Here is a 24,103-nt window from a genome sequence, read left to right as displayed (position 1 = left end):
TGTCCGGAATGATGGATTTAGCCGACAACGTTGCGTAATCAGTCGACTACAGAGCATGATGGGGGCGGCGACAGCGCCACATGTCGTCCGCGCCGCCTTGGGGAAGGCAGGCCGGGCGATCGGGGGGAATTGCCGGCTGACGTGCATCGACGAGGTCGGTAGGTACTGCAAGGGGGGACGTGTACACATGGGCATGATCACTGACTGGCCGTCGCTGGCGGCATGTCAGAACGGGGACCCGGACGCGTTGTTCGTACAGGGCGCCGAACAGAACGTGGCGAAGCGGATCTGCCGGAGCTGCCCTGTTCGGTACGAGTGCCTGGCCGACGCGTTGGACAACCGGATCGAGTTCGGTGTGTGGGGCGGCATGACCGAACGCGAACGGCGGGCGCTCCTGCGTCGTCACCCGCAGGTGACGAGCTGGCGCAAGATGTTCGAGGCCGCGATGAAGAAGAACAGCAAGGACAAGACCGGCAAGGACAAGATTCTCGTCAGCGCGGCCAACTGACGCCGGTCACGGCCGGCTGATCGCCGCGCCGATCGTCCGTAGCCCGTCGACGTCATGCACGTCGGCGGGCTGCGCCGTGACCGAAACCGCCGGCACGGCCGGGAACGCCTCGGTGAAGCGCGCGGCGACCTGCTGCTCGCGTACCGCCTGGCGGGCAAGCGCCGCGTGCGCCCGCAGCACATCGGCGGTGGCCTCGTGCCCACCCAGCTCGGTCAGCCGCTCGGCGGCGACCCGGCTCTGCTCGGCGTCCAACTCCGGAACTGCCGGGCGGTGCACCCGGTTGAGCACCAGACCGGCGAGCGGCATCCGCTCGTCCCGCAGACGGCCCGCGAAGTAGGCGGCCTCCCGGACCGCGTCCGGCTCCGGCGTCGCGACCAGCAGAAAGGCCGTCTCCCGCGCCTGCAGGATGCGGTACGTCTGCTCAGCGCGCTGCCGGAAACCACCGAACATCGAATCCAGTGCCGCCACGAAGCCGGACAGGTCGGTGAGCAGTTGCGCGCCGAGCACCTTCTGCACCACCTTCGAGAACATCCCGAACGAGGCAGTGACCAGGCTGAACATGCTCCGGCCGCCGCTGCGCGCCGGGGCCAGCAGCAGCCGCAGCATCCGGCCGTCGAGGAAACGGGACAGTCGCGCCGGCGCGTCCAGGAAGTCCAGTGCCGAGCGGGACGGTGGCGTGTCCACCACGATCAGGTCCCATTCGCCCCGGGCGTGCAGCTGACCCAGCTTCTCCATCGCCATGTATTCCTGGGTGCCGGCGAACGTCGAGCTCATCGCCTGGTAGAACGGGTTCGCGAAGATCTCCGCTGCCTTCGTCGGGTCGGTGTGCTGCAAGACCACGTCGTCGAAGGTGCGCTTCATGTCCAGCATCATGGCGTGCAACTCGCCGCCGCTGCTCTCGACGTCGATGCCCTTGACCTGGCGAGGGGTGTTGTCCAGCTCGGTCAGGCCCAGCGACTGGGCCAGCCGGCGGGCCGGGTCGATGGTGAGCACCACCGTCCGCCGACCATGGTGCTCGGCGGCCCGCAGCGCCAGCGCCGCGGCCGTGGTCGTCTTACCCACTCCGCCGGCACCACAGCACACGACGATCCGCACGCCGAGGTCGGCGAGGATCTGGTCGACGTCCAGCTGCGGCGCCGCGTCTTCGGAAGGCACCAATCGAGCGTATCGGGCCGGCGGGTCCGCGCGCCCGTGCTGCGCTCAGGTGTGAGTCAATCGGCGCGAACGAGGGCCCGGGCCAGCGTCGCGAGCCCCGCCCGGTCCACCCCGTCGGGCAGCAACGGCAGCTCGATCATCGGCAGCCCCAACTCCACCAGGTCGGCGCGGAGCGAATCCTCCAGTTCGCGCCGGATGAGCTGGTCACGTGCCTCGTCGTGCAACCCGGCCACGATGTTCCGATCGGCCGGCAGCCCCGCCGCGACCAGCCCGCGCCTCAAGTCCGCGGCGGTGACCGCCGGCCCGGCGGACAGCGGGGGTCGGACACCGTTGACGAGCACCTTCCCGACGCCGAAGCCGAGCGCGGTCAGGTCGGCGATCGCGTCCACCGTCTCCTGGATCGGCATCTCCTCCAGCAGCGTGACCACGTGCACCGCCGTCATCGGGGACCGCAGCAACGCGGCGACCCCCTCGCTCTGGGTCTTGATCGGGCCCACCTTGGCCAGCCGGGCGGTCTCCGCCGTCACGTTGAGGAACCGGCCGATCCGTCCGGTCGGCGGGGCGTCCAGCACCACCGCGTCGTACGCGCGCCGCTGCCCGACGGTGCGGGTGGTGGCCTCCTTCACCTTGCCGGTGAGCAGGACGTCCCGCAGCCCGGGCGCGATGGTGGTGGCGAAGTCGATGGCACCCAGCTTGCGCAGTGCCCGCCCCGCCGCGCCCAGTTTGTAGAACATGTCCAGGTACTCGAGCAGCGCCTCCTCGGCGTCCACCGCGAGCGCGCGGACCTCACCGCCGTCGGGGGCGTCGGCGAGGTGCCGTTCTTCGTAGGGCAGCGGGTCGATGCCGAACAGTTGGGCGATGCCCTGCCGTCCCTCGACCTCGACCAGCAGGGTGCGCCGGCCACCAGCGGCGAGCGCGAGGGCCAGCGCCGCCGCGATGCTGGTCTTGCCGGTGCCGCCCTTGCCGGTCACCACGTGGAGACGGGCGGGCCACCCGGTGCCGGCCGGGTCGATGGGGCGCTCAGCTGCACACACCAGTCGAGCCTATCCAGGCGTGGCGGTCACGCGACCTCGCAGACCCACCAACCCGTCTTCTGCACCACAGTGAAGCGCAACTCCTGGTCGGCGACCTTCTCGTCGGCGGTGGTCATGGTGAGCCGGGTGGAGACGGTGGCCCGTTCCCCGGTCTGGTTGTCCACCTTCGGGGTGGTCCACCGGAAGCGCGGGTTCTGGTAGGTGGAGGCGTACTTGTCGACCTCGGCCACCTTCGCGGCGATCTTGTCCTCGTCGCGGGCGGCGGCGCAGACCCGACTGGCCGCCTTTGTCGCGTCGCGATCCTTGTAGACCGCGGTGAGGAACTCGTCGACGGCGACCGCAGGCTCCTTGGCGCCCTCGCCGTTCTCGGCGTTGCGCAGGGTCAGGAAGGCCACCACACCGCCGCCCACGCAGAGCACCATGATCACAACCAGGGCGATCGCCGCGATCAGCAGGCCGCGCTTCTTCTTCGGTTCGGCAGCGCCCTGGTAGGCCGGGTAGGCGGGTGGGGGCGGCGGAATCGGGGCCCCCGGCTGCGCCGGCATGGTGCCCGAGGCGGGGCCGCCGGGCCCCTCCGGCTGCCCGACACCGCCGGGCTGCCCGGGGAAGGTCGGTCCGACACCGCCGGGCTGCCCGGGGAAGGTCGGTTCGGGGCCGGTCGGCTGGCCGGGGAAGGCCGGTGGGCCGGGGGCGGCCGGGAGCGCCGGCTGGCCGGGGGAGGCGGGGAGAGCGAGCTGCCCGGGCGGCGGGGCGAGGGCTGGCTGGCTGGGGATGGCCGGGGTGCCGGGCTGGCCGGCGGGGTCCGGGTGGGTCGGCGGGTGAGCGGGTGTGCCGGCCTGGTCGCCGCTGGGCGGGTGGGTCATGTCGTTCCCCCAGGGGTGCGGCGCCCGCCGCCACCCCTGGCGCCGAGCGTGATCGAGCGGGCGGCCGGGCGCAGCGCGACCGTCCGACCGGAAGGGTAGCGGTCGATGACAGGTCAGGTGTCGCCCCTGTCGTCCGCGCGGCCCGGGAATCCGGTGAGTGGTACCAGCGTCGGTTCCGGTGTCGGGCCCCCGACCTGCGGTGTGTCGCATATGTGACTGTTGGTGACCTCTTGTGCGCGTCCTGTTGGCGGGACCGTCACCGCAGACCTACCTTCGTCCCCGTGCGGGGGCCGGAACGGACGAATGGGTCCGGGCCGGAAGCATGGTCCGAGAGGTACGACCGGAGGCAGTGCATGCGCGACGCGGACAACATCCCTCGCACCCAGTTCCCGACGAACGACCGGCCCCGCCGGCCCGGGTCCGTGGTCGAGGCCGGCGGGCAGGTCACCAACCAGCCGATCAACGAACGGTCGTACCGCCGGGCGCCGGAGCAGTCGGAGACGGCCCGGGTGCCGAGCCAGCCCGCCGAGCGGACCCGCGAGGACGACGAGCCGGGTTTCGTGATCCACCTGCCGATCCGGGTGCCGAATCTGGCGGCGGCGACAGTGCTGGCCGGTCGGGTCGCGGTGTCCCTGGGCTTCCTGCCCGAGCTGGACGCCGGCGAGACCACCGTCTCCAACGCCGACGACCAGAACAACCGCCACCGGGTCTTCTGTGACCTGCTGCTGCCCGACCGGTCCCGCTGCCCCCAGGGGTACGAGCACGAGGGGCGCTGCGGGGAGGTGCCGGCCGCGCCGGAGCAGCGTCCCGTACCTCGTCCGGCCAGCGGACCGTAGGCTGTCCCTCGAACAATTCCGCACCGAGAGGGAGCCCTTCAGCGATGCAGAAGTGGGAATACTCCACGGTCCCGCTGCTGGTCCACGCGACCAAGCAGATCCTCGACAACTGGGGCGAGGACGGGTGGGAGCTCGTCGCCGTGGTCCCCGGCCCGAATCCGGACCAGCTGGTCGCCTACCTGAAGCGACCCAAGGCGTGAGCGCGAGGAGTGCAGCGAAGCGGAGCCCCGCAGTCGCGAACATCGGGGTGATGCGGTGAGCAACGGTCCGCACGCGAAGCTCGCCGAGCTCGGTCTCGACCTGCCCGAGGTCGTGCCGCCGGTGGCCAGCTACGTCCCGGCCGTGCAGTCCGGGCAGCACGTGTACGTTTCCGGCCAGCTGCCGATGGCCGAGGGCAAGCTGCTCGCGACCGGCAAGGTGGGCGCCGGGATCTCCGCGGACCAGGCGAAGGATCTGGCCCAGCGCTGCGGTCTCAACGCCCTGGCCGCCGTCGACTCGCTTGTCGGCCTGGAGAACGTGGTCAAGGTGGTCAAGGTGACCGGGTTCGTGGCCTCCGCCCCCGGCTTCACTGGTCAACCCGCCGTGATCAACGGGGCCTCCGACCTGTTCGGCACGGTCTTCGGCGAGGCCGGCCGCCACGCCCGCAGCGCGGTGGGCGTGGCCGAGCTGCCCCTGGACGCCCCGGTGGAGATCGAGCTGATCGTCGAGGTCGCCTGACGCGTCACCATCGCCCTGCGATCTTGCACTTTCCGCACTGACGAAAGCCCTGAACCGGGATGAATCAGGGGCGGCAGGTGCAAGATCGTGGGGTGTGGCGGGCGGGGTCGTACGATCGCAGCCATGAGCGGGCACGTGACGGGGGCGGTGGCGGCGCTTGCCGACGAGTTGCCCCGCTGGGTTTCACTGCTGCGTGCGCCGAACCCGGGGCCGATGACCCTCGACGGCACCAACACCTGGGTGCTGCGCGCCCCGGCAGCCGAGTACGCCGTCGTGGTCGATCCGGGGCCGGCCGACGACGGGCACCTGACCCGGATCGCCGAGCACGGCCCGATCGGGCTGATCCTGATCACGCACGGCCACCCCGACCACACCGAGGGCGCCGCCCGCCTGAGCGAACTGCTCGGCGGAGTGCCCGTCCGTGCCGTCGACCCGGCGCACACCATCGGCGCCGAGCCGCTGACCGGGCCTGGTGACCGCTTCGGCGACGTCGGTCTGCACATCACTCTGGTGCCGACGCCCGGGCACACCGCCGACTCGGTCTGCTTCCTGGTCGAGCACGACGACGAGCGGCTGGTGCTCACCGGTGACACGATCCTCGGCCGGGGCACCACGGTTGTCGCCCACCCCGACGGTCACCTCGGTGACTACCTGACAAGCCTGGAGCTGCTGTCCGCGTACCGGGGGATTCCGGCGCTGCCGGGGCACGGCCCGGCGCTCGCCGACTGCGCCGCCGCCGCCGATTTCTACCTCGCCCACCGCCGGGCCCGGCTCGACCAGGTCCGGGCGGCGGTCGCCGCCGGCGCCCACACCCCTGCCGACGTGGTGGCGACGGTCTACGCGGACGTGGACCGCTCACTCTGGTGGGCGGCGGAATGGTCGGTCCGTGCCCAGTTGGAGTATCTGGGCGTCGACACCGGGGAATCCGCGCCCGGGGTCAGTGGGTTGGAGCACATGTGACCTGCCCCGTGTGTGGAACCGTTGCCGTTCCCGGCGCGCGGTTCTGCCACAACTGTGGCGCCGCGCTGCCGGCCGCCGCCACGTTGCCGGCGGCCGAGCGTCGGGTGGTCACCGTTCTCTTCGGTGACCTCTCCGAATTCACCTCCTGGTCCGAGGACCTCGATCCGGAACGCGTCGGCGCGGTCACCGACCGGGTGCTGGCCGCCCTCGCCGGCGCGGTCAAGACGTTCGGCGGGCACGTCGACAAGCTGACCGGTGACGGCATCATGGCGGTCTTCGGTGCCCCGGTGGCGCACGAGGACGACGCCGAACGCGCCGTCCGGGCCGCTCTGTCCATGCAACGGGCCGTCCGCCGGGTGCTCGACGACGAGCGGGGCGGCGGCGCGCCGCTCGGGCTGCGGGTCGGGCTGAACACCGGCGACGTCATCGCCGGCATCCAGGCCGCCATCGAGTACACGGTCATCGGCGACACCGTGAACACCGCGGCCCGGCTCGCCGACGCCGCCGCCGTCGGGGCTGTCTACGGGGGTGGGCGCACCGCTGCGGCCACCCGGCACGTCTCGTCCTGGCGGGCGCTGCGCCCGTTGCGGCTCAAGGGCAAACGGGAACCGGTCGAGGCGTACGAGCTGCTGGGTCTGCTGGACGCGCCGGGCACCCGCTCGGGGCTCGGCGACGAAGCGCCGTACGTCGGCCGGGAGACCGAGATCGGCCGGATCGCCGGACGGCTCGCCGAGGTGATCGACCAGGGTGACCCGCGGGTGCTGCTGATGACCGCCGAGGCGGGTATCGGCAAGTCCCGGTTCGCCGCCGAGGTGGAACGCCTCGCCGCCGGGTACGACGTCGGAGCCGGCCGGTACGCCGCACACACCGGGGCCCGGGTGCTCTCGGTGCGGTGCGCCGCGTTCGGGGAGCGGCGACGGCTGGCGCCCCTGGCCGACCTGGTGCGGGCCGCAGTCGGTCTGCCCAGCGACGCGTCCACCGCGCTGACCCGCCCGGCGGTCGAGGAGCGGCTGCGCCGGCTCGGGCAGCGGCTCGCCCGTTCCGGTACGGAGACCGCGCCGATCGCCATCGAGCAGTTGCTCGCCCTGCTCGGCTACGCCGAACTCCCGGCGCACGCCGGCACCGACGGCGGCGAGTGGGGTGGCTCGGGCACCCCGCCCGCAGACGCCGACGTGGTGCCGAACGCGGTCGCCGACCTGCTCAGCGGGCTCGCCTCGGAGGCGCCACTGGTGATCGTGGTGGACGACCTGCACGATGCGACAGCCGAGACGATCAGTGCCCTCGGGTTGGCCCTGTCCAGGCTCACCGGCCCGGTGCTCGTGCTGCTGCTCGGCCGGCCCGAGTTGGTGCGTACCGCAGGGGCGCTGACCCGGGTCGCGGACGCCGAGGTGCACTCGTTGCCGCCGCTGCGCGGTGCCGACGCGGCCCGGCTGCTCACCAGCTACCTCGGGGGCGGCAAGTTGCCGCAGGCCGACGCCGACCGGTTGCTCGCCACCGCGCAGGGCAACCCGTTCTACCTGGCCGAGCTTGTCACCCTGCTGATCGAGCGGGGAGCGCTCACCACCGAATCGGTGCGGGGTGCCGCTGCCGCATCGGTGCGGGGTGCCGCCGTGGAGCGGCAGGGCTCCGGCGAGCGGGAACAGAGCGGGCCGGCCGGTTGGCGGTTGGTGCCGGGTTCGCTGGGCAGCCGGCTGCTCTCCCGGGACCTCGCCGCCGTGCTGGCGGCCCGCATCGACGCCCTGCCGCCGGACGCCCGGTCGGTGCTACGCGACGCGGCGGTCACCGGTGACACGGTGCCCACCGGCGCGCTGGAGGCGATGCGTGAGCAGCGCAGCGGGCGCGACGGGCGGCCGTCGGCGGTGGTCGCCGTCGAACTCGACCGGGCGGTCGAGGAGCTGCTGCAACGCCGGATGCTGCACCGTTCGCGTACCGGCTACTCGTTCGCGACACCACTGATGCGGGAGGCCGCGTACGCCGGGGTGAGCAAGGCCGAGCTGGCTGAGCGGCACGCCGCGCTGGCCCGCTGGGCGGCACCGGCGGACGAGGCAACGGTCAGCACTGTGGGCGGGTTCACCGACGAGGCCCGCGACGACTTCGTGGCGATGCACGTCGAGCGGGCCTCCACCCTCGCCGACGCGGTGAAGCTGCGCCCGGACGCGCCGGCCCGGGCGGTGGTTCCGCTCGGCGTCGCCGCGCTCGGCCGGGCCGCCCGCCGGTCGCTCTCCGCCGGTGAGCCGGCGATGGCCGTCGAGTACGCCGAGCGCGCCGGCGAACTGGCAGGCGACGGAATGCCGGCAGCCGATCGGGTGGTGCACGCGAGGGCCTTGCTCCAGGTCGGCCGGGTCGCCGACGCCCTGGCGTACGCCGAGAAGATCGCCGCTAACGCGGGGGACGAGGCCACCCGGGTCGCTGCCCTGCTGCTGGCGGGGCAGGCCCAGGAGACCCTTGGCGACCAGGGCCGGGCGGTGACCGCCTGGCAGGAGGCGTTGCAGGTGGCCACCGAGGGTCGGCTGCCCACGCAGCGCGCCACGGCGATGCGCCGGCTCGGCATGGCCGACTTCGTGGCGGGGCGGCTCAGTCAGGCGAGCAGCAGGTTGGCGGCCGCGTACCAGGTCAGCCTCGGCGCGCAGGACCGGCGCGGGCAGGCGTGGTCGCTGCAGAACCTGGCCTGGGTGACCACCACCCGGGGTGACTTCGCCGGCACCGACGCGGTGCTCGGCCGGGCGGCCCGACTCTTCGCCGAGTTGAAGGACCCGTACGGGCGGGCCTGGCTGCGCGGCACCACAGCGTTCGCCCGGTTGCTCGCCGGCCGACTGCGCGAGGCGTGTCGGATGGCGCAGGTGTTCCTGCCGTTCGGTGAGCGGGTCGGTGAGGCGTGGGCGGTGGGAACGTTGCGCGCGGTGGCGGCGTTCGCCACGGCCGAGCTGGGTGACCTGGCCGAGGCGGACCGGGAGGCTCGGCGGGCATACCGGGAGTTCGCCGCCGCCTCCGACGACTGGGGGCGCGGGTTCGCCCTGGTGGTCCGGGCGGTGGTGGCGCGCGGGCTGGGCGAGCCGGAGCACGCGGCGGACCTGCTCACCGACGCCCTGGCGTACGCGGAGCGCACCTCGCATCCGCTGCTCACCGGGATGGCCGGCACGCTGCGCGGCTTCGTCGCGTTGGACATGGGCGACCGGGAGACGGCCGAGCGGGTCGCCCGCGCGGTGCTGACCACTGTGGAGCCGCACAATCCGCAGGCCCCGGCGCAGGTGGCGCCCCGGGTGTTGCTGGCGACCGCCCGTCTCGCCGCCGGTGACTCGGCGACCGCTGTCGGGCTGCTCGCCCCGGTGGCCACGGCCGCCGCGAACGCGCCGTCGCTGCTCTTCTCCCGTCGCCAGACGATGGCCCAGTACGCTGCGGCGCTGCTCGCGCACGGTCAGCGGGAGCAGGCGTTGGACTGGGCTCGCCGCGCGGTCACCGCACCGGCGGAGGACGTGCGCAGCCAGGTGATCGCGGCGAGCGTGCTGGCCGAGGCGCTGGCAGCCTGCGGGCATCCGGCGGAGGCGCTGTCCTGCGCGGAGGAGGCGGTCCGCCTGGCGTACGCCACCGAGCAGCGCAGCGAACGCGCCGCGGCCGACGCCCTCCACGCCCGCCTGACCGCCAACCCCGCCCTCCTGGGGTGATCAAGAGGTTCGGGTCAGAATTCGGGCTGGCGGTGACCGAAAGCTCTTGATCAACTGGCATCAGGGGTGGGGGCGCAGGTTTTGCCGGTTCTGGGGATGTGGTGGTCGGGGTGAAGGGCTAGCGTGTCAGCACCGCGATCGGGTCCACAGTGGTGACCGTCGCCGTGCCTGGGGAGGCCCTTCATGAAGCTGCCGCGATCCATCGCGGGCTGGACCATCGCGGTCTTCGGCGTGTTGGCGCTGGTGATGGGCGCGGTCGGTCTGCTCTGGCCGGAGGCGCAGCTGCGCATGCTCGGGTTCGAGGTGCCGGAGACGCGAGCCGTCGGTGACCACACCGGCACGTTCCTGCTGGCGTCGTCGATGGCGGCCTTCAACATGGGCGTCTACTACCTGCTCGCCACGGTGACCGAGTGGCGGGCGTTCTACCGGTTCACGGTGGTCTTCCGACTTGTCACGTTCACCGTCTTCACCATCGCGGTGCTTGCCGACATCGCTCCCGACCGGTTCTTCGGGGTGGCGGCGTGGGAAGGGCTCGGAGCTGTTGCCACCGCCATCGGTCTGCGCCTGGACTCCCGCCGGGGCACCCCGGCCGGTGGCGTCGAATCGTCCGACGGCACCGGGACGACTGCGGTCGCCGAGGAGGGTACCGGTCCCACCGGTGCGGCTCCGGCGGACGCGGTGCGCTGAGCCATCGGTCGGGTTGGGTATTTTCGAGCGGTGACCGACACCCCGTCCGGCGGCCCGCCAGTGCCGATCGTGCCTGGTCTGACTGATTTGCGGGTCTTTGCCCGTGGCGGGTACGCGACCGTCTACCAGGCCACCCAGATCTCCGTCGGCCGCGAAGTCGCCGTCAAGGTGGAGAACCGGACGCTGGACAGCGAGCGGGACCAGGCCCGCTTCCTGCGCGAGGCGCGGGCGGCCGGCCGGATGTCGTCGCACCCGCACGTCGTGGACCTGTTCGACGTCGGCGTCACAGTCGACCAGCACCCCTACCTGATCATGGAGCTGTGCGACGGCTCGTACGCCGAACGGATGCGCACCTCGCCGCTGAGCCCGGTGGAGGCCCGGGACCTGGGCATCAAGATCGCGGACGCGCTGGCCCACTCGCACGCCGCCGGGGTGCTGCACCGGGACGTCAAACCGGCGAACATCCTCTACTCGCCCTTCAACTCGGCGGTGCTCGCCGACTTCGGGCTCGCCGTCCTCGCCGAGCACCGGGACGCCTCGGTCACCCTGGAGGTGCTCACCCCGGCGTACGCGCCGCCGGAGATGTTCAGCCACAGCCCACCGTCGCCGGCCGTCGACGTGTATGCGCTCTGCGCCACCCTCTACGCGGTGATGCACGGCCGACCGCCACGGTGGCAGTCCGAACGCAATCCGAGCCTGGTGACAGTGCTGGAGATGTTCACCCAGCCGCTGCCCGCCCTGCCCGGGGTGCCGGACGAGCTGATCGACGTGCTGCGCGCCGGCATGGCCAACGACCCGGCCGGGCGTCCCACCGCACTCGAGTTGCACGACATGCTCAGCAGCCTGCCCCTCGGCTCGCCGGCGGCGCCGGTGAGCGGCGCTCCGGTCAGTGGTGGCGCGACGCTCGCCGGCCCGTACGCGGCCACCAAGCCGGTGCCCCGCCCGCCCGTCGAGGACACCCAGCGGGTTCCTCCCACCGTCAGACGTTGGCGGCGCTGGCTCTTCGGCGGTGCCGGGGTGCTCGCGCTGGCCGCCTCCGCGACCGTCGGGGCCTGGGTCGCCGACCGGGCGCCGCCACCCGCCCCGTACCCGTCGGCCACCCAGATCGCCGCACCGGCGACCGGGCCACTGCCCGGCTGTGCGACGGGCACCGGCGCGCCCACCGCGCTGCCCGAGGGTGCCCGGTGCCTGCCCGAGCTGGAGTGCTTCGGCCCGGTACGGATCCGCGGCAGCCGCGCCGAAGCGGCCCGGCTGTCCTGCACCGGCCGACACACCTGGGAGACGTACGCCGAGGGCATCCTGCCGGTGTCGCTGGTCGGCGCCGGCTACGACGAGGTGGCCGCAGCGGAGCCGGTGCGGCAGGTGTGCAGCGCCGTCACGTTCCGCCTCACGACCGGGATCGCCCAGACGACCGGCTGGCACCTCGAGGTGCTACCGCCCGTCGACGGGAGCATCGACCGGGCCTACCGGTGTCTGGCGGGACGCGGAGTGGACGCACTCACCGCGCCGACGCTCACCGGCCGCTGAGCCCGTCCGACCCGCGTCGACGATCACGCACCGCACGCAACGCGTCCCGGCTGTCGAGGGCGTCGAGGGTGTCCGCGTCGATCCCGTACGGCATCAACTCGGGCGGCCCGACGGCTGCCGACCGGTCCGCCGGTTCCGGGTCGTCGCCCTGACGGGCTGCCGAGACGGCCACCCCGGCGACCATCGTCAGGAGCACGCAGAGCAGCGCGAGAACCACGCCGAGTAAATCCTGTCGGCGCCACACGACCAGCATGACCAGCGGCGCAAGGGCTCCCAGCGCCGCGAGCACCGCCACCGTGCGCGCATCGGGTCTGGACAGTCGACTCACCCGTCCAGCATGTCGTGACGGGCCCGGCTGTCAACCGTAGAGCCGACCGCCGCGCCGACTCACGTCGATCCGGGCGACCGGCCCGGCACTGTCCACGGCATCCACACAGACTGGACGGGAACGGCTACTCTCGGTATCCCGCAGGCTCATCCGGCAGCGAGGTCGCCAATGAACTCAGGCAGTTCGCAACCCCGGCTCCGCTCGGTCGCGTCGACGCTGGCCGTCGCCCTCACCCTCGTACTCGCCGCTGCCGCCGGCTGCGACAGCAGAAAGGAACCCGACCTGCTCTCCGTGCAGGAGAAGATGCGCGAGACGCACATCTACGGTCAGTCGAAGCTGCGGGTCGGTGTCGCCACCAACGAGCCGTTGATGAGCGAGCTGCGCAACGGCAAGCCGGTCGGCTTCGACGTCGAGATCGCCAAGTACATCGCCGCGTCCCTCGGCTACGAGGGGGATCAGCGGCTGGAGTTCGTGCCGGTGGCCACCGAGGAACGGATCCCCGCCCTCCAGGGCGGGACCGTCGACCTCGTGGTGTCGAGCTTCTCCATCACCGAGGAACGCAAGAAGGTGGTCAGCTTCGCCGGGCCGTACTTCGTCACCACCCAGGAGGTGATGGTGCCAACACGGCTGAAAGGCAAGATCAGCACCATCGAGGACCTCCGCAACCCGGATTACAAGATCTGCACGAGTGGCGGCTCCACCTCCGAGGCCGAACTGGGCAGCCACCAGGTCAAGGCGCTGGTCGTGAAGACCGTCGGGGACTGCGTCGCCGGCATCCGGACGGGCCGCTACGACGCGGTCAGCTCCGACGAGACGATCCTCGCCGGTTTCCTGGCCCGCCACCCGAAGGAGTTCGAGATCGTCGACATGCCCTTCGGCACCAGCGAGTTGCTGGGCATCGGCGTGCCGATCGGCGACCCCGCGCTGCGCGACCTGGTCGCGTTCTTCCTGCAGCAGAGCTACCTGGACGGGCGTAACGACCAGGCGACCCCCTGGCAGACCGCGTACAACCGGACCCTGGGTCCGTGGCTGAAGGCCGAGAAGCGCCAGCCGCAGCCGCTGGAGGTGCCGAAGCTTGTCGACTTCGACGACAAGGCGCCCGCGAAGTGAGCGCGGCGCCGACCGCCACCGGCGGCGACGGGCCGGTCCCGCCGCCCCGCACGTCAGTGCCCGTCGGCGCCGACCCGACAATCGACGGTATGGCCGAGGCACCGGCTGCCGACCGCCCAGCGGCCGGTTCGGGGAATGAGGTTGCCTGGCCGGCCGCAGTGCCGGTGCCCGAGCCGGCCGAGCCGGTCGTCGCCGATGTCGAGCCGGGACGGGTGCGCTGGGATCCGGCCGAGCGACGCGCCCGGGCCAGCCAGTCGTTCTGGACCGCCGTGGTGGGCGTACCCGCGATCTTCTCGGTGCTCCGCCTCGGCGTCGAGGCCGGTGGTGAACTCCAGACCACGCTGCTGCTGGTGGCCAACGTCGGGCCGGTCAACCTGCTCGCCGGCTTCCTGACCACGGCGGCCCGACTGCTCTCCACCGGCCTGGTCGCCGTCTTCGCGCTCGGCGCGGTGTTGGCGGTCAGCGCGGATCGGCTCCCGCCGGGGGCCCGTCGCCGCCCGCTCTTCGCCCGCTGGGCCGACATCACCCCGGCCTGGGTGGTGCTGGCCAGCTTCCTGCTCGCCCTGATCACCTGGCCGTTGCTCTACCTTCCGCTGCTGCTGCCGGCGTTCGTGGCCGCGTTCCAACTGCGCCCTGGGCGGCTGCACGAGCGGGTCGTGCCTCGACTGTTGCTGATCGGCGTACTGCTCACCGGGTACGGCTGGCTGATGCTGCCCACGCTGCGCGAGGCGATGCAGCAGGGCGACGAGTGGCTGGTGCTGGCGCTCATCGTGGTGCCTCCGCTGCTGGCCCTGTTCATCGCTGGGCCGCTGCCGGGCATGGTGATCAGGCCGCTGGCGTCGGTGACCGAGGTCGCGGTGCTGGCCACCCTGGTCTGGGCGGCGGTGCCGGTGATCAGCACCCCGGTGTTGCCGCTCACCGTCACCACTGTGGGCCCGGAGAGAGGGCCCACGGAGGACGTACGCGGGCACGTGGTCACCACCGACGACGTCAACATGGTGATCCTTCAGGAGCAGGGCGGTGTCCGGTACGTCCCTGTCGGTCTGGTCCGCGCCCAGGTGCTCTGCCCGAGCGAGGAGGAGCTACCCCGGCACCAACTGCGCATTCACGACTTCCACGTCGAGGATTCCCTGTTGGAGGGCATGGGTCGCCGGGTCCGCCCGGTCCACCGCATCGACGCCGCCTGCCGTGCTCCAGCCTGACGACGGCGGCCAGATCGACTCGGTTTTCAGGAAGTCGGGGGGTGATTGATCCGTGGACCCCCCGACTTCAAGGAGACCGAGTCGATCTAGCAGCAGGCCGGCGGGACGGACGGGCGTCAGTAGGACTTGTCCTGGCCCAGGACGTGTTGGGCCACGAAGTTGAGGATCATCTCGCGGCTGACCGGGGCGATCCGACCCGCCCGGACCGCGCCGAGCAGTGTCGCCACCCCGTACTCGGTGGTCATGCCGGCACCGCCGAGCACCTGGACGGCGGTGTCCACGGCGAGTGCGGCGGCCTCCCCGGCCGCGTACTTGGCCATGTTTCCGGACACCCCGGCCTCCAGGTCGCGGCCGGCGTCGTACAGGGTGGCCGCCTTCTGGATCATGAGGCGGGCCAGTTCCACCTGCACCGCCGCGTGCGCCAGCGGATGCGACACCCCCTGGTGGGAGCCGATGCTCCGACCACCCCAGACCTTGCGGGTGGCGGTGTAGTCACTGGCCCGTTCGATGGCGTACCGGCCGGTGCCGGCGCCCATCGCGGCCACCGTGATCCGCTCCGGGTTGAGCCCGGCGAAGAGCGCCGGCAGTCCGGCGTCCAGGGACTCACCGAGCAGCGCGTCGGCGGGCACCCGCACGTCGTCCAGGTAGAGAAGGAACTGGTTCTCCGGAGACACGATCTCCATGTCCAGCTTGGACCGGGTCAGCCCGGCCGCGTCGGTCGGCACGAGGAACAGCGCCGGCTTCAACTTCTGCGCAGATGCATCCGCTGAGCCGTCATCGACGGCGACACGTGCCACCACGAGCACGTGACCGGCCTCGTCGACACCGGAGATGTAGCACTTGCGGCCGTTGAGCACCCAGCCGTCGCCGTCGCGGCGGGCCACGGTGCCGAGCCGGTGGAAGTTCGAGCCGGCCTCCGGCTCGGTGATCGCGAAGACGATCTTCTGCGAGCCGTCGGCGAGGCCGGGCAGGTGGCGCTTGCGCTGCTCCTCGGTGCCGTGCCGGCTGAGGACTGTCGCCGCGATGGCGGGGGAGACCACCAGCAGCAGCAACGGGCAACCCGCCGCCGCCAACTCCTCGCAGACGATGGCGAGCTCGGTGATGCCGCCGCCCCCGCCGCCGTACTCGGTGGGGATGTTGACCCCCAGGTAGCCGAGCTGGCCGGCCTCCGCCCAGAGTTCGGTGGTGTGCTCCCCCGATTTCGCTTTCGCTACGAAGTAGGAGTGACCGTACCGGCGGCCGAGCGCCCGCACGGCGTCGCGCAGTTGGTCCTGCTCAGGGGTGAGATCGAAGGTCATCGGGCGTCCTCTTCGTCGATAACGGCCAGCACGGCGCCCGTCTGCACCTGACCGCCGGTCGGCACCGGCAACTCGGCCACCACGCCGTCGATCGGGGCGAGCACGGGATGTTCCAGCTTCATCGCTTCCAGTGTGAGCAGCGGCTCGCCCGCGGTGACCCGCTGGCCGACCTGGACGTGCAAACGGGTCACCGCACCGGGCAGCGGCGCGAGCAGCGACCCGGCCGCCACCGCCGCGGTGGGCAGCGGGAGACGCGGCGGCTCGGCCAGGCTCGCCGCCCCGTCCGGGCCGTCCACGAACACAGCCGACCCCGCACGGTGTACGCGGTACGCGCGGCGAACCCCGTCGACGTCGAGCACCACCCGGGCCGGGGTGGCGTCGACCAGCGCCACTGTGGGTGCGCCGGGGTCCTCGCCGGTGGACGCGCTGGACCAGTCGGCGAGCCGGCCGGTCCGGTCCAGCCGGTAGCGGATCTCGATCTCGTCGCCGTCCGCCCCGACGAAGCGACTGACCTGCGGGACGGCTGGCACGTTGCGCCAGCCGGAGGGGAGCCCGGCAAGCACCGGTGCGGTCGCCCGGCGGTGTGCGGCGCCCGCCAGCGCGGCGGCGAGGGCGGTGACTGGAACCTGATCGGCGGGGAGGAGCGGGACGAAGACCTCCGGGTGCCGGTCCAGGAAACCGGTGTCGATCTCCGCCGCCGCGAACTCCTGGCTGCGCAGCACCCGGACCAGCAGGTCCCGGTTGGTGGCCACCCCGTGCACCTCGGCCCGGGTCAGTGCGCCCGCCAGTGCCCGGGCCGCCTCGGACCGGGTCGGCGCCCAGGCGATCAGCTTGGCGAGCATGGAGTCGTAGTGCACGCTCACCTCGGAGCCCGTTTCGACGCCGGAGTCCAGCCGCAGACCGGCCCGCTGGAGGCCACCGAACCGCCTGTCCACCCCCGGGATCGTGAACCGGTGCAGCACGCCTGTCGCGGGTCGCCAGCCCTGCGCGGGGTCCTCGGCGCACAGGCGCACCTCGATCGCATAGCCGCGTACGCCGGGCTCGTGCAGGCCCTCTGGAAGCGGCGCACCCTCGGCGACGAGAAGTTGCCACCGGACCAGGTCGAGCTCGACGGGGACGGTCAGCTCGGTGACCGGGTGCTCCACCTGCAAACGGGTGTTCATCTCCAGGAAGAAGAACTCACCGCTCGGGGCCAGGAGGAACTCCACGGTGCCGGCGCCCACGTAGTCGACTGCACGTCCGGCGGACACTGCCGCCTCGTGCAGCGCCGCGCGCAGGTCCCCCGGAACCACCCCGGGGGCCTCCTCGATGATCTTTTGGTGTCGGCGCTGGACCGAGCAGTCCCGCAACCCGAGGGCAGCCACCGTGCCGTGCGAGTCGCCGAGGATCTGCACCTCGACGTGCCGGCCGCGCTCGACGTACCGCTCGATGAAGACAGTGCCGTCGCCGAACGCGGCAGCGGCCTCGCGGCGCGCGGAGGCGACCGCCTCGGCCAGGTCGTCGGCGGTCCGCACGATTCGCATGCCCCGGCCACCGCCACCGGCGGAAGCCTTCACCAGCACCGGGAAGTCAGTGATCCCGCCGGTGTCGGTCCAACTCGGCAGCATCGGCACGCCCGCATCGGCGAGCAGCGCCTTCGCCGCCAGCTTGTCGCCCATCGCGGCGATCACAGTCGCCGCCGGCCCGACCCAGGTCAGGCCGGCGTCGGTCACCGCCGCCGCGAACTCGGCGTTCTCGGCGAGGAACCCGTAGCCGGGGTGCACGGCGTCCGCGCCGCTGCGCCGGGCCGCGTCCAGGATGAGGTCGATCCGCAGGTACGTGTCGGCGGGCGTGACACCGGGCAACCGGACCGCCTGGTCGGCCTCGCCCACGAACGGCGCGTCGGCGTCCGCGTCGGAGTGCACGGCGACCGTCTCCACGCCCATCGCGCGGCAGGTGGCGAAGACCCGGCGGGCGATCTCGCCCCGGTTGGCCACGAGCAATCTGTTGATCATGGGTGGCCCTCTCTACATCCGGAAGACGCCGAAGCCGTCGGCGCCCTTCACCGGTCCGTTGTGGATCGCCGAGAGGCAGAGCCCGAGGACGGTCCGCGTGTCCCGGGGGTCGATCACCCCGTCGTCGTAGAGCCGGCCGGAGAGGAAGAGCGCACCGGACTGCGACTCGATCTGCTGCTCGACCATCATTCGCATCGCCGCGTCGGAGTCCTCGTCGTAGTCACGCCCCCTTGCGGCAGCCGCCTGCCGGGCCACTATCGACAGCACCCCGGCGAGCTGCGCCGGGCCCATCACCGCCGACTTCGCGTTCGGCCAGGTGAACAGGAACCTCGGCTCGTACGCCCTACCGCACATGCCGTAGTTGCCGGCCCCGTACGACGCCCCCAGGTTCACCGTCAGGTGCGGCACCGTCGAGTTCGACACCGCGTTGATCATCAGGGCGCCGTGCTTGATGATGCCGCGCTGCTCGTACTCGGTGCCGACCATGTAGCCGGTGGTGTTCTGCAAGAAGATCAACGGGGTGTCCGAGGCGTTCGCGAGCTGGATGAACTGGGCCGCCTTCTGCGCCTCCGCGCTGAACAGCACCCCCCGGGCGTTGGCCAGCACACCCACCGGGTACCCGTGCAGCTCACCCCAACCGGTCACCAGCGCATCCCCGTACGCCGGCTTGAACTCGTCGAAGTCGCTGCCGTCCAGAACCCGGGCCAGCACCTCCCGAGGGTCGAACGGCACCTTCAGGTCGGCGCTCGTGATGCCGAGCAACTCCTCCGGGTCGTACTTCGGCGGCTGCGGCACCGCCGTACGCGGCGACGGGCCCTGCTTACGCCAGTTCAACCGGCGGACGCACTGCCGGGCCAGCCGGATGCCGTCCCGTTCGTCGACGGCCAGATGGTCGGCCAGCCCCGACGTGCCGGCGTGCATCGCCGCGCCACCAAGCGACTCGTCGTCGGTGACCTCACCGGTCGCCATCTTCACCAGCGGCGGACCGGCCAGGTAGACCTGCGACCGGTCCCTAATCATGATCACGTGATCCGACATCCCCGGCACGTACGCGCCACCGGCCGTGGCGTTGCCGAAGACCACGCTCACAGTCGGAATGCCGGCCGCCGAGAGTCGGGTGAGGTCACGGAACACCCGACCACCGGGAATGAATATCTCCGCCTGGGTGGGCAGATCCGCCCCGGCCGACTCGACCAAATTGACCATGGGCAGCCGGTTGGCCAGGGCGATCTCGCCGGCCCGCCGGGTCTTCGCCAGCGACCACGGGTTGACCGCCCCACCGCGTACCGTCGGGTCGTTCGCGACGATCAGGCACTCCACGCCCTCGACCACCCCGATGCCGGTGACCACGCTGGCCCCGACCGGGAAGTCCGAGCCGTACGCGGCGACCGGCGACAGCTCCAGGAACGGGCTGTCGGCGTCCACCAGCAGCTCGATCCGCTCCCGGGGGAGCAGCTTGCCGCGGGCGTGATGCCGCGTCACGTACTTCTCGCCACCACCCGCCCGTGCCTGGTCCAACGCGGCGTCCAACTCGGCCAGCCGCTCCAGCAACGCCTCCCGGTTCGCCAGGTGTCCGGGCGCCGTCGGGTCGACAGCACTGTCCAGGATGCTCACAGCGACTCCTTCGTTCGCGACTGCGGGGCTCGCAAAACCGGCTCACTCCTCGCGCTCACAGCGACTCCTTCGTTCGCGACTGCGGGGCTCGCAAAACCGGCTCACTCCTCGCGCTCACAGCCCAATGCCTTTCGCGATGATCTCGTTCATGATCTCGGTGGTGCCGCCGCCGATGCCGAGGATCCGCGCGTCGCGGTAGTGCCGCTCGACCTCGGCGTCGCGCAGGTAGCCAAAGCCACCGTGCAGCTGCAACGCCTGGTCGACGACGTGGTCGCAGGCGGCCACCGCCACGTTCTTGGCCATCGCCACCTCGGTCACCACCGGTTCGCCGGCCGCGACCCGAGCCGCGACCGTGTGCACGTACGACCGGGCCGCCTCCGTCCGCGTGTGCATCTCGGCCAACCGGTGCCGGATCAACTGTCGACTGGCCAGCGGACGTCCGAAGGTCTCCCGATCCCGGCACCAGCGCACCGTCAACTCGACACAGCGCTGCGCTGTCGCGTACGCCTGGGTCGCCAGCGAGAGGCGTTCCGCCGCGAAGTGCTGCATGATCGCCAGAAAGCCGGTGTTCTCCGCGCCGATCCGGTTGCCTACCGGCACCCGGACGTCAGTGAAGGACAGCTCGGCGGTGTCCGAGCAGTGCCAGCCCAGCTTCTCCAACCGGCGCCCGACGGTGAACCCGGGAGAGCCCTTGTCGATGACCAGCAGGGTGAGTTCGCCGCTGCCGGGGAAGTCGGTACACACCGCTGTGGTCACGAAGTCGGCCCGGTGGCCGCTGGTGATGTACGTCTTCGTCCCGTTCACCACGTAGTGGTCGCCGTCGCGGCGGGCGGTGGTGCGGATGCCAGCCACGTCCGAACCGCCGTCCGGCTCGGTTATGCCGAGCGCGCCGATCATCGTGCCGGACAGGGTGGGCCGGACGTACCGTTCGATGAGGCTGTCATCGGCCGGTGCCGCGGTGCCGCCGAGCCGACCGCCCAGCGAGCCGCCGGTGCGGGCACCCGCCGCCGCGACCATGTGCGGCAGTGCGATCCCGTGCGTGAACAGGGCCGCCACCAGCCCGGACGAGCCGCCGGAGCGGATCAGCTCCTCGGTCACGATGATCGAGTCGAGCAGGTCACCGCCGCTGCCACCCACCGACTCCGGGAAGCCGATGCCGAGCAGGCCGAGCTTCGCCGCGGTCGCGTGCAGCGCCCGCGGCACCTCACCGGCCCGCTCCCAGTCGTCCAGGTGCGGCAGCACCTCACGGGTCACGAACGCCCTGGTCAGCTCACGGAGCTGGCGGCGCTCAGGAGTGTCCACGATGCTCACGGCAGCACCTCCGGCCGGGACGGCGCACTCCGCGCGGTCATGCCAACACCTCGACGGGTAGGTCGACGATCCGGGCGCGCAGCAACTCACCGAGGGCCTTGGCCTGCGGGTCGAACCGGGTGGACGCGGCCACCCCCGCGCCGAGCAGACCCTCGATCACGAAGTTGACCGCTCGCAGGTTCGACAGCTCGTAGCGCCGCACCGACAACGAGGCGGTCTCCGGCAGCAGTTCGCCCAACCGCTCGACGGTCAGCCACTGCCGCAGCCACGCGTACCCCTCGTCGGAACGCGCCCAGACACCGAGGTTGGCGTCCCCGCCCTTGTCTCCGGAGCGCGCGCCGACCACCTCGCCGAGCGCCCCGCGCCGGGTCGGGCCGGAGCCCGCCGCCTCGCCGCCCGGGGCCGGCTCGTCCCGCACGGTGGGGGCGGTGCGGATCGGCGGGGCGATGGGCACCCGTTCGCCGCCGGGCAGCACCGCGACGTGCGCCACCGCGCCCTGCGGCACGGCGTCGGCGGTGAAGACGCCGTACGGTGTCGCGTCGCCGGGCAGTGTGGTGAGCGTGCAGCCCGGGTACGAGGCCAGGGCCAGTTCCACAGCGGCGGCCGAGAACGCCCGCCCGGCCCGCGTCTTGTCGCCGTCACGCAGGTGTACGTGCAGCAGGGCGCTTGCCGTCTCAGTGTCGGCGGCGTCCTCGTGGTCGGTGCGGGCCAGTGTGAATTCCAGCCCGTCCTTGCCCACCGACTCCTCCACCTGCCCCCGGACCAGGGCCGCCTTCGCCTCGATGTGCAGACCGCAGAGGACGAACGTCATCGAGTTGCGGAAGCCGCCGAGGTTGTTGACGCCCACCTTGAGCGTGGCCGGGGGCGCCGTGCCCCGGACGCCGGAGACCCGGACCCGGTCCGGTCCGTCGGGGTGCAGCGTCACCGTGTCCAGTCGGGTGACGACGTCCGGCCCCAGGTACGCGGGCCCGCCGATCTCGTAGAGCAGTTGCGCGGTGACCGTCTCCACGGTGACCGCCCCGCCGGTGCCCGGATGCTTGGTGAGCACCGATGAGCCGTCGGGGTGCACCTCGGCGATCGGGAAACCGGGCCGGTGCCCTCCGTCCGGCAGTTCGATGAAGAAGCTGAAGTTGCCGCCGGTGACCTGGGCGCCGCACTCGACGAGGTGCCCCGCCACGGTGGCCCCGGCCAGCTCGTCGAGGTCGTCGCGGCCCCACCCGTACCGGGCGATGGCCGGACCGACCACGAGCGACGCGTCGGTGACCCGGCCGGTGACCACCACGTCCGCGCCATCCTCGAGGCAGGCGGCGATCCCGAACGCGCCGAGATAGGCGTTCGCGCTCAACGCGTCCGGCCGTTGGATCGTGTCGCCCTCGACGTACCCGATCCGGGCCGGCAGGCCGAGCCGGGCGGCGAGCTTCTCGATGGCGGTGGCCAGTCCGGCCGGGTTCAACCCGCCGGCGTTCGTGACGATCCGCACCCCTCGGTCGAGGGCGGTGCCGAGGCAGGTCTCCAGTTGCCGCAGGAACGTCTTCGCGTAACCCAGATCGGGGTCGCGGAGGCGGTCCCGGGCCAGGATCAGCATGGTCAACTCGGCGAGGTAGTCGCCGGTGAGCACGTCCAGCTCACCGCCGTCGAGCATCTCCTGCCAGGCGGTGAACCGGTCACCGTAGAAGCCGGAGGCGTTGCCGACGCGGATCACGCCCGTACCCCGTTCCGGCCGGTCGGCTGCCGGCCGTCGCCGGGCGGCCCGGCGAATGCCTGTGCCACGTCGAGCCACTCGTCGGCGACCGGCCCGGTGGCGACCAGAGCGAGGTCCGCGCGGTGCCGGCGTTGGGTGACCAGTTGGCAGAAGTCCCGAGCTGGGCCGGTGACCCGGTCGGCGGCGTCCGCCGGGCCCCAGCTCCAGGTGTCGCCGCCCGGCCCGACCAGCTCGACCCGGACCGGTGCCGTCGGTGCCTCCCGGCCGTGCGCGGCGAAGCCGTGCCCGAGAGTACGTACGCCCAGGTGCGCCACGTGCCGAAGCCGGTCGCTGTCGGGACGGACCACACCGAGGGCGTCGGCCACGTCCGCGCCGTGTGCCCAGGTCTCCATGATCCGGGCGGTCGCCATCGAGATGGGCGACATCCGGGTGCCGTACCAGGGCAGTTTTCCGCCGGCCGGAACGGCGGCCAGTGCGTCGACGAGTGCGGTTCGGCCCGCCCGCCAGCGGGCGAGCAGTTCGGTCGGCGGGGCGAGGAACTCCTCGGCGCCGACGTCGACGAGGCGGGTCACGTCCGGCGCGCCGGTCACCGTCGCGTAGAACGCCTCGGGGTCGGTGGCGGCCAACAGCGCGACGTGGTCGGTCCAGGCGAGGTGGGCGATCTGGTGTCCGATGCTCCAGCCCGGCGCGGGGGTCGGCCTCGCCCAGTCGGCGGTGGGCAACGGCGCCACCAGGGCGTCCAACTGGGCGGACTCGTCGGCCAGGTCCGTGAGCAGGTCGCTGAGGTCGACCATGGTGCCTCCGGTCGGTGGTGGCCGGTGCGGCCGGCGGTCAGGGCGTGAGCAGGGTGGCGAGCTGGCGCTTCCAGGTGGCCAACAGGGCGGCGCGCCGGGCGGAGTCGTCGCTGAGCAGGTTGGCCACCCCGAGCCCACGCAGCAGGTCGAGCGTGGCCTGCACTGCCTCGCGGACGCCGGGTCGACGTTCGTCGACACCGAGCAGGGCAACGGTGAGCCGGTGCATCTCCCGCCCGACTGTCGCTTCCAGCGGCACCAGCGCGTCCCGGAGCTCCCGATCGGTGCGGGCGGCGACCCAGAGTTCGAGCGCGGCCACGAACAGCGGCCCGGTGAACGCCGCGGCGAGCAGGTCGACGACCCGGTCCAACCGTTGTGGGCCGGCCGGCAGTGCCTCGGCCTCGGTGCGCAGCTCGTCGGCCCGCCGCTCGGCCAGATGGGCCACGGCGGCCGTCACCAGCGCCGCCTTCGTCGGGTAGTGGTGCAGCTGGGCCCCTCGCGACACTCCGGCGCGCGCCGCAACGACAGTGGTGGTGGTGCCGGACCAGCCGTGCTCGATCAGGCAGTCGACAGTCGCCTCCAGCAGCCGGGCCTGGGTGGCGCGGCTGCGCTCCTGCTGAGGGATGCGTGTCGATGCGGGGGGCACGAGGACAGCCTGAGCGCTACGAAACAAACAGTCAAGACTGACTTTTTCTGGGCCCCGCAGCGCTCGGGTGGGCCTGCGGTGGGACGGCGCCGGGGAGTGGGCTTGGGTGGTTGGTCGCGCTATGGAGCTGATGTCACAAACGAATCGCCCGTCGACCG

21 protein-coding genes are annotated in these 24,103 nt (G+C 72.2%); 10 read left to right on the top strand and 11 right to left on the bottom strand.

Annotated elements, in window-relative coordinates; all coding sequences use genetic code 11:
* The first annotated feature begins 187 nt into the window (after positions 1 to 187).
* Positions 188 to 508 carry a WhiB family transcriptional regulator gene (locus tag ABZ406_RS04095; protein ID WP_210780772.1) on the top strand — a complete coding sequence of 107 codons (321 nt, stop codon included), beginning with the start codon at positions 188 to 190 and terminating at the stop codon, positions 506 to 508.
* A gap of 6 nt (positions 509 to 514) precedes the next feature.
* Here the strand turns inward: ABZ406_RS04095 and ABZ406_RS04090 are convergent, their stop codons facing one another.
* The 3 genes from ABZ406_RS04090 to ABZ406_RS04080 are packed head-to-tail and all read right to left on the bottom strand — an operon-like array spanning position 515 to position 3,242.
* Positions 515 to 1,666, bottom strand: coding sequence for an ArsA-related P-loop ATPase (locus tag ABZ406_RS04090; RefSeq protein ID WP_357755851.1), 1,152 nt, complete (start codon positions 1,664 to 1,666; stop codon positions 515 to 517).
* 53 nt (positions 1,667 to 1,719) lie between these two features.
* Complete coding sequence (locus tag ABZ406_RS04085) at positions 1,720 to 2,697, bottom strand: ArsA-related P-loop ATPase (protein ID WP_357755850.1); 978 nt, start codon at positions 2,695 to 2,697, stop codon at positions 1,720 to 1,722.
* A 26-nt stretch (positions 2,698 to 2,723) separates the two neighbouring features.
* Entirely contained in the window at positions 2,724 to 3,242 is a 519-nt protein-coding gene (locus tag ABZ406_RS04080) for a hypothetical protein (RefSeq protein ID WP_357755924.1), read from the bottom strand.
* 671 nt (positions 3,243 to 3,913) lie between these two features.
* Here ABZ406_RS04080 and ABZ406_RS04075 point away from each other — a divergent pair.
* From ABZ406_RS04075 to ABZ406_RS04045, 7 genes are all read left to right on the top strand, one after another.
* Positions 3,914 to 4,396 (top strand): hypothetical protein, encoded by a 483-nt coding sequence (locus tag ABZ406_RS04075; RefSeq protein ID WP_357755849.1) that lies wholly within the window; start codon positions 3,914 to 3,916, stop codon positions 4,394 to 4,396.
* A gap of 44 nt (positions 4,397 to 4,440) precedes the next feature.
* Positions 4,441 to 4,596, top strand: a complete 156-nt coding sequence (locus ABZ406_RS04070; protein ID WP_007466198.1) for a DUF4177 domain-containing protein — start codon at positions 4,441 to 4,443, stop codon at positions 4,594 to 4,596.
* Between the two features lie 55 nt (positions 4,597 to 4,651).
* Positions 4,652 to 5,113: a RidA family protein gene (locus tag ABZ406_RS04065; RefSeq protein ID WP_357755848.1), complete on the top strand. Its 462-nt coding sequence runs from the start codon at positions 4,652 to 4,654 to the stop codon at positions 5,111 to 5,113.
* Positions 5,114 to 5,236: 123 nt separating this feature from the next.
* On the top strand, positions 5,237 to 6,073 hold the full coding sequence (locus ABZ406_RS04060; protein ID WP_357755847.1) for an MBL fold metallo-hydrolase: 837 nt from the start codon (positions 5,237 to 5,239) through the stop codon (positions 6,071 to 6,073).
* Complete coding sequence (locus tag ABZ406_RS04055) at positions 6,070 to 9,735, top strand: adenylate/guanylate cyclase domain-containing protein (protein WP_357755846.1); 3,666 nt, start codon at positions 6,070 to 6,072, stop codon at positions 9,733 to 9,735. Before ABZ406_RS04060 ends, ABZ406_RS04055 begins: the two co-directional genes overlap by 4 nt.
* 183 nt (positions 9,736 to 9,918) lie before the next feature.
* Complete coding sequence (locus ABZ406_RS04050; protein ID WP_357755845.1) at positions 9,919 to 10,422, top strand: hypothetical protein; 504 nt, start codon at positions 9,919 to 9,921, stop codon at positions 10,420 to 10,422.
* Between the two features lie 30 nt (positions 10,423 to 10,452).
* The gene (locus ABZ406_RS04045; RefSeq protein WP_357755844.1) at positions 10,453 to 11,949 is read left to right on the top strand and encodes a serine/threonine-protein kinase; all 1,497 of its coding nucleotides are present in this window, start codon (positions 10,453 to 10,455) and stop codon (positions 11,947 to 11,949) included.
* Here the strand turns inward: ABZ406_RS04045 and ABZ406_RS04040 are convergent.
* The gene (locus ABZ406_RS04040; protein WP_357755843.1) at positions 11,936 to 12,277 is read right to left on the bottom strand and encodes a hypothetical protein; all 342 of its coding nucleotides are present in this window, start codon (positions 12,275 to 12,277) and stop codon (positions 11,936 to 11,938) included. The genes ABZ406_RS04045 and ABZ406_RS04040 overlap by 14 nt on opposite strands.
* Positions 12,278 to 12,445: 168 nt before the next feature.
* Between ABZ406_RS04040 and ABZ406_RS04035 the strand changes: the two genes are divergently transcribed.
* Both ABZ406_RS04035 and ABZ406_RS04030 read left to right on the top strand, forming a co-directional pair.
* Positions 12,446 to 13,387, top strand: a complete 942-nt coding sequence (locus ABZ406_RS04035; protein ID WP_357755842.1) for a transporter substrate-binding domain-containing protein — start codon at positions 12,446 to 12,448, stop codon at positions 13,385 to 13,387.
* Positions 13,384 to 14,589 carry a hypothetical protein gene (locus ABZ406_RS04030; RefSeq protein WP_357755841.1) on the top strand — a complete coding sequence of 402 codons (1,206 nt, stop codon included), beginning with the start codon at positions 13,384 to 13,386 and terminating at the stop codon, positions 14,587 to 14,589. Before ABZ406_RS04035 ends, ABZ406_RS04030 begins: the two co-directional genes overlap by 4 nt.
* A gap of 116 nt (positions 14,590 to 14,705) precedes the next feature.
* Here the strand turns inward: ABZ406_RS04030 and ABZ406_RS04025 are convergent, their stop codons facing one another.
* The 7 genes from ABZ406_RS04025 to ABZ406_RS03995 form a co-directional block, all read right to left on the bottom strand.
* Entirely contained in the window at positions 14,706 to 15,887 is a 1,182-nt protein-coding gene (locus ABZ406_RS04025) for an acyl-CoA dehydrogenase (protein WP_357755840.1), read from the bottom strand.
* Positions 15,884 to 17,881: a biotin carboxylase N-terminal domain-containing protein gene (locus ABZ406_RS04020; RefSeq protein WP_357755839.1), complete on the bottom strand. Its 1,998-nt coding sequence runs from the start codon at positions 17,879 to 17,881 to the stop codon at positions 15,884 to 15,886. The genes ABZ406_RS04025 and ABZ406_RS04020 overlap by 4 nt, the downstream gene beginning before the upstream one ends.
* A 12-nt stretch (positions 17,882 to 17,893) precedes the next feature.
* Positions 17,894 to 19,495 (bottom strand): carboxyl transferase domain-containing protein, encoded by a 1,602-nt coding sequence (locus ABZ406_RS04015; protein WP_357755838.1) that lies wholly within the window; start codon positions 19,493 to 19,495, stop codon positions 17,894 to 17,896.
* A gap of 114 nt (positions 19,496 to 19,609) precedes the next feature.
* The gene (locus tag ABZ406_RS04010; protein ID WP_357755837.1) at positions 19,610 to 20,806 is read right to left on the bottom strand and encodes an acyl-CoA dehydrogenase family protein; all 1,197 of its coding nucleotides are present in this window, start codon (positions 20,804 to 20,806) and stop codon (positions 19,610 to 19,612) included.
* A gap of 37 nt (positions 20,807 to 20,843) precedes the next feature.
* Positions 20,844 to 22,508: an acyclic terpene utilization AtuA family protein gene (locus tag ABZ406_RS04005; protein WP_357755836.1), complete on the bottom strand. Its 1,665-nt coding sequence runs from the start codon at positions 22,506 to 22,508 to the stop codon at positions 20,844 to 20,846.
* Positions 22,505 to 23,302: a TIGR03084 family metal-binding protein gene (locus ABZ406_RS04000; RefSeq protein WP_357755835.1), complete on the bottom strand. Its 798-nt coding sequence runs from the start codon at positions 23,300 to 23,302 to the stop codon at positions 22,505 to 22,507. Before ABZ406_RS04000 ends, ABZ406_RS04005 begins: the two co-directional genes overlap by 4 nt.
* A 37-nt stretch (positions 23,303 to 23,339) precedes the next feature.
* Positions 23,340 to 23,945, bottom strand: coding sequence for a TetR/AcrR family transcriptional regulator (locus ABZ406_RS03995; RefSeq protein ID WP_357755834.1), 606 nt, complete (start codon positions 23,943 to 23,945; stop codon positions 23,340 to 23,342).
* Positions 23,946 to 24,103 lie beyond the last annotated feature (158 nt).

The organism is Micromonospora sp. NPDC005710 (assembly GCF_040630995.1).
Taxonomy (GTDB): Bacteria; Actinomycetota; Actinomycetes; order Mycobacteriales; family Micromonosporaceae; genus Micromonospora.
This window is presented reverse-complemented; position numbering and strand designations above follow the sequence as displayed.

Coding starts and splice junctions, on each gene's coding strand:
- ABZ406_RS04080 (WP_357755924.1), bottom strand. CDS start 3,242: ATGCCGGCGCAGCCGGGGGCCCCGATTCCGCCGCCCCCACCCGCCTAC.
- ABZ406_RS04035 (WP_357755842.1), top strand. CDS start 12,446: ATGAACTCAGGCAGTTCGCAACCCCGGCTCCGCTCGGTCGCGTCGACG.
- ABZ406_RS04095 (WP_210780772.1), top strand. CDS start 188: ATGGGCATGATCACTGACTGGCCGTCGCTGGCGGCATGTCAGAACGGG.
- ABZ406_RS04000 (WP_357755835.1), bottom strand. CDS start 23,302: ATGGTCGACCTCAGCGACCTGCTCACGGACCTGGCCGACGAGTCCGCC.
- ABZ406_RS04070 (WP_007466198.1), top strand. CDS start 4,441: ATGCAGAAGTGGGAATACTCCACGGTCCCGCTGCTGGTCCACGCGACC.
- ABZ406_RS04050 (WP_357755845.1), top strand. CDS start 9,919: ATGAAGCTGCCGCGATCCATCGCGGGCTGGACCATCGCGGTCTTCGGC.
- ABZ406_RS04060 (WP_357755847.1), top strand. CDS start 5,237: ATGAGCGGGCACGTGACGGGGGCGGTGGCGGCGCTTGCCGACGAGTTG.
- ABZ406_RS04020 (WP_357755839.1), bottom strand. CDS start 17,881: ATGATCAACAGATTGCTCGTGGCCAACCGGGGCGAGATCGCCCGCCGG.
- ABZ406_RS04075 (WP_357755849.1), top strand. CDS start 3,914: ATGCGCGACGCGGACAACATCCCTCGCACCCAGTTCCCGACGAACGAC.
- ABZ406_RS04025 (WP_357755840.1), bottom strand. CDS start 15,887: ATGACCTTCGATCTCACCCCTGAGCAGGACCAACTGCGCGACGCCGTG.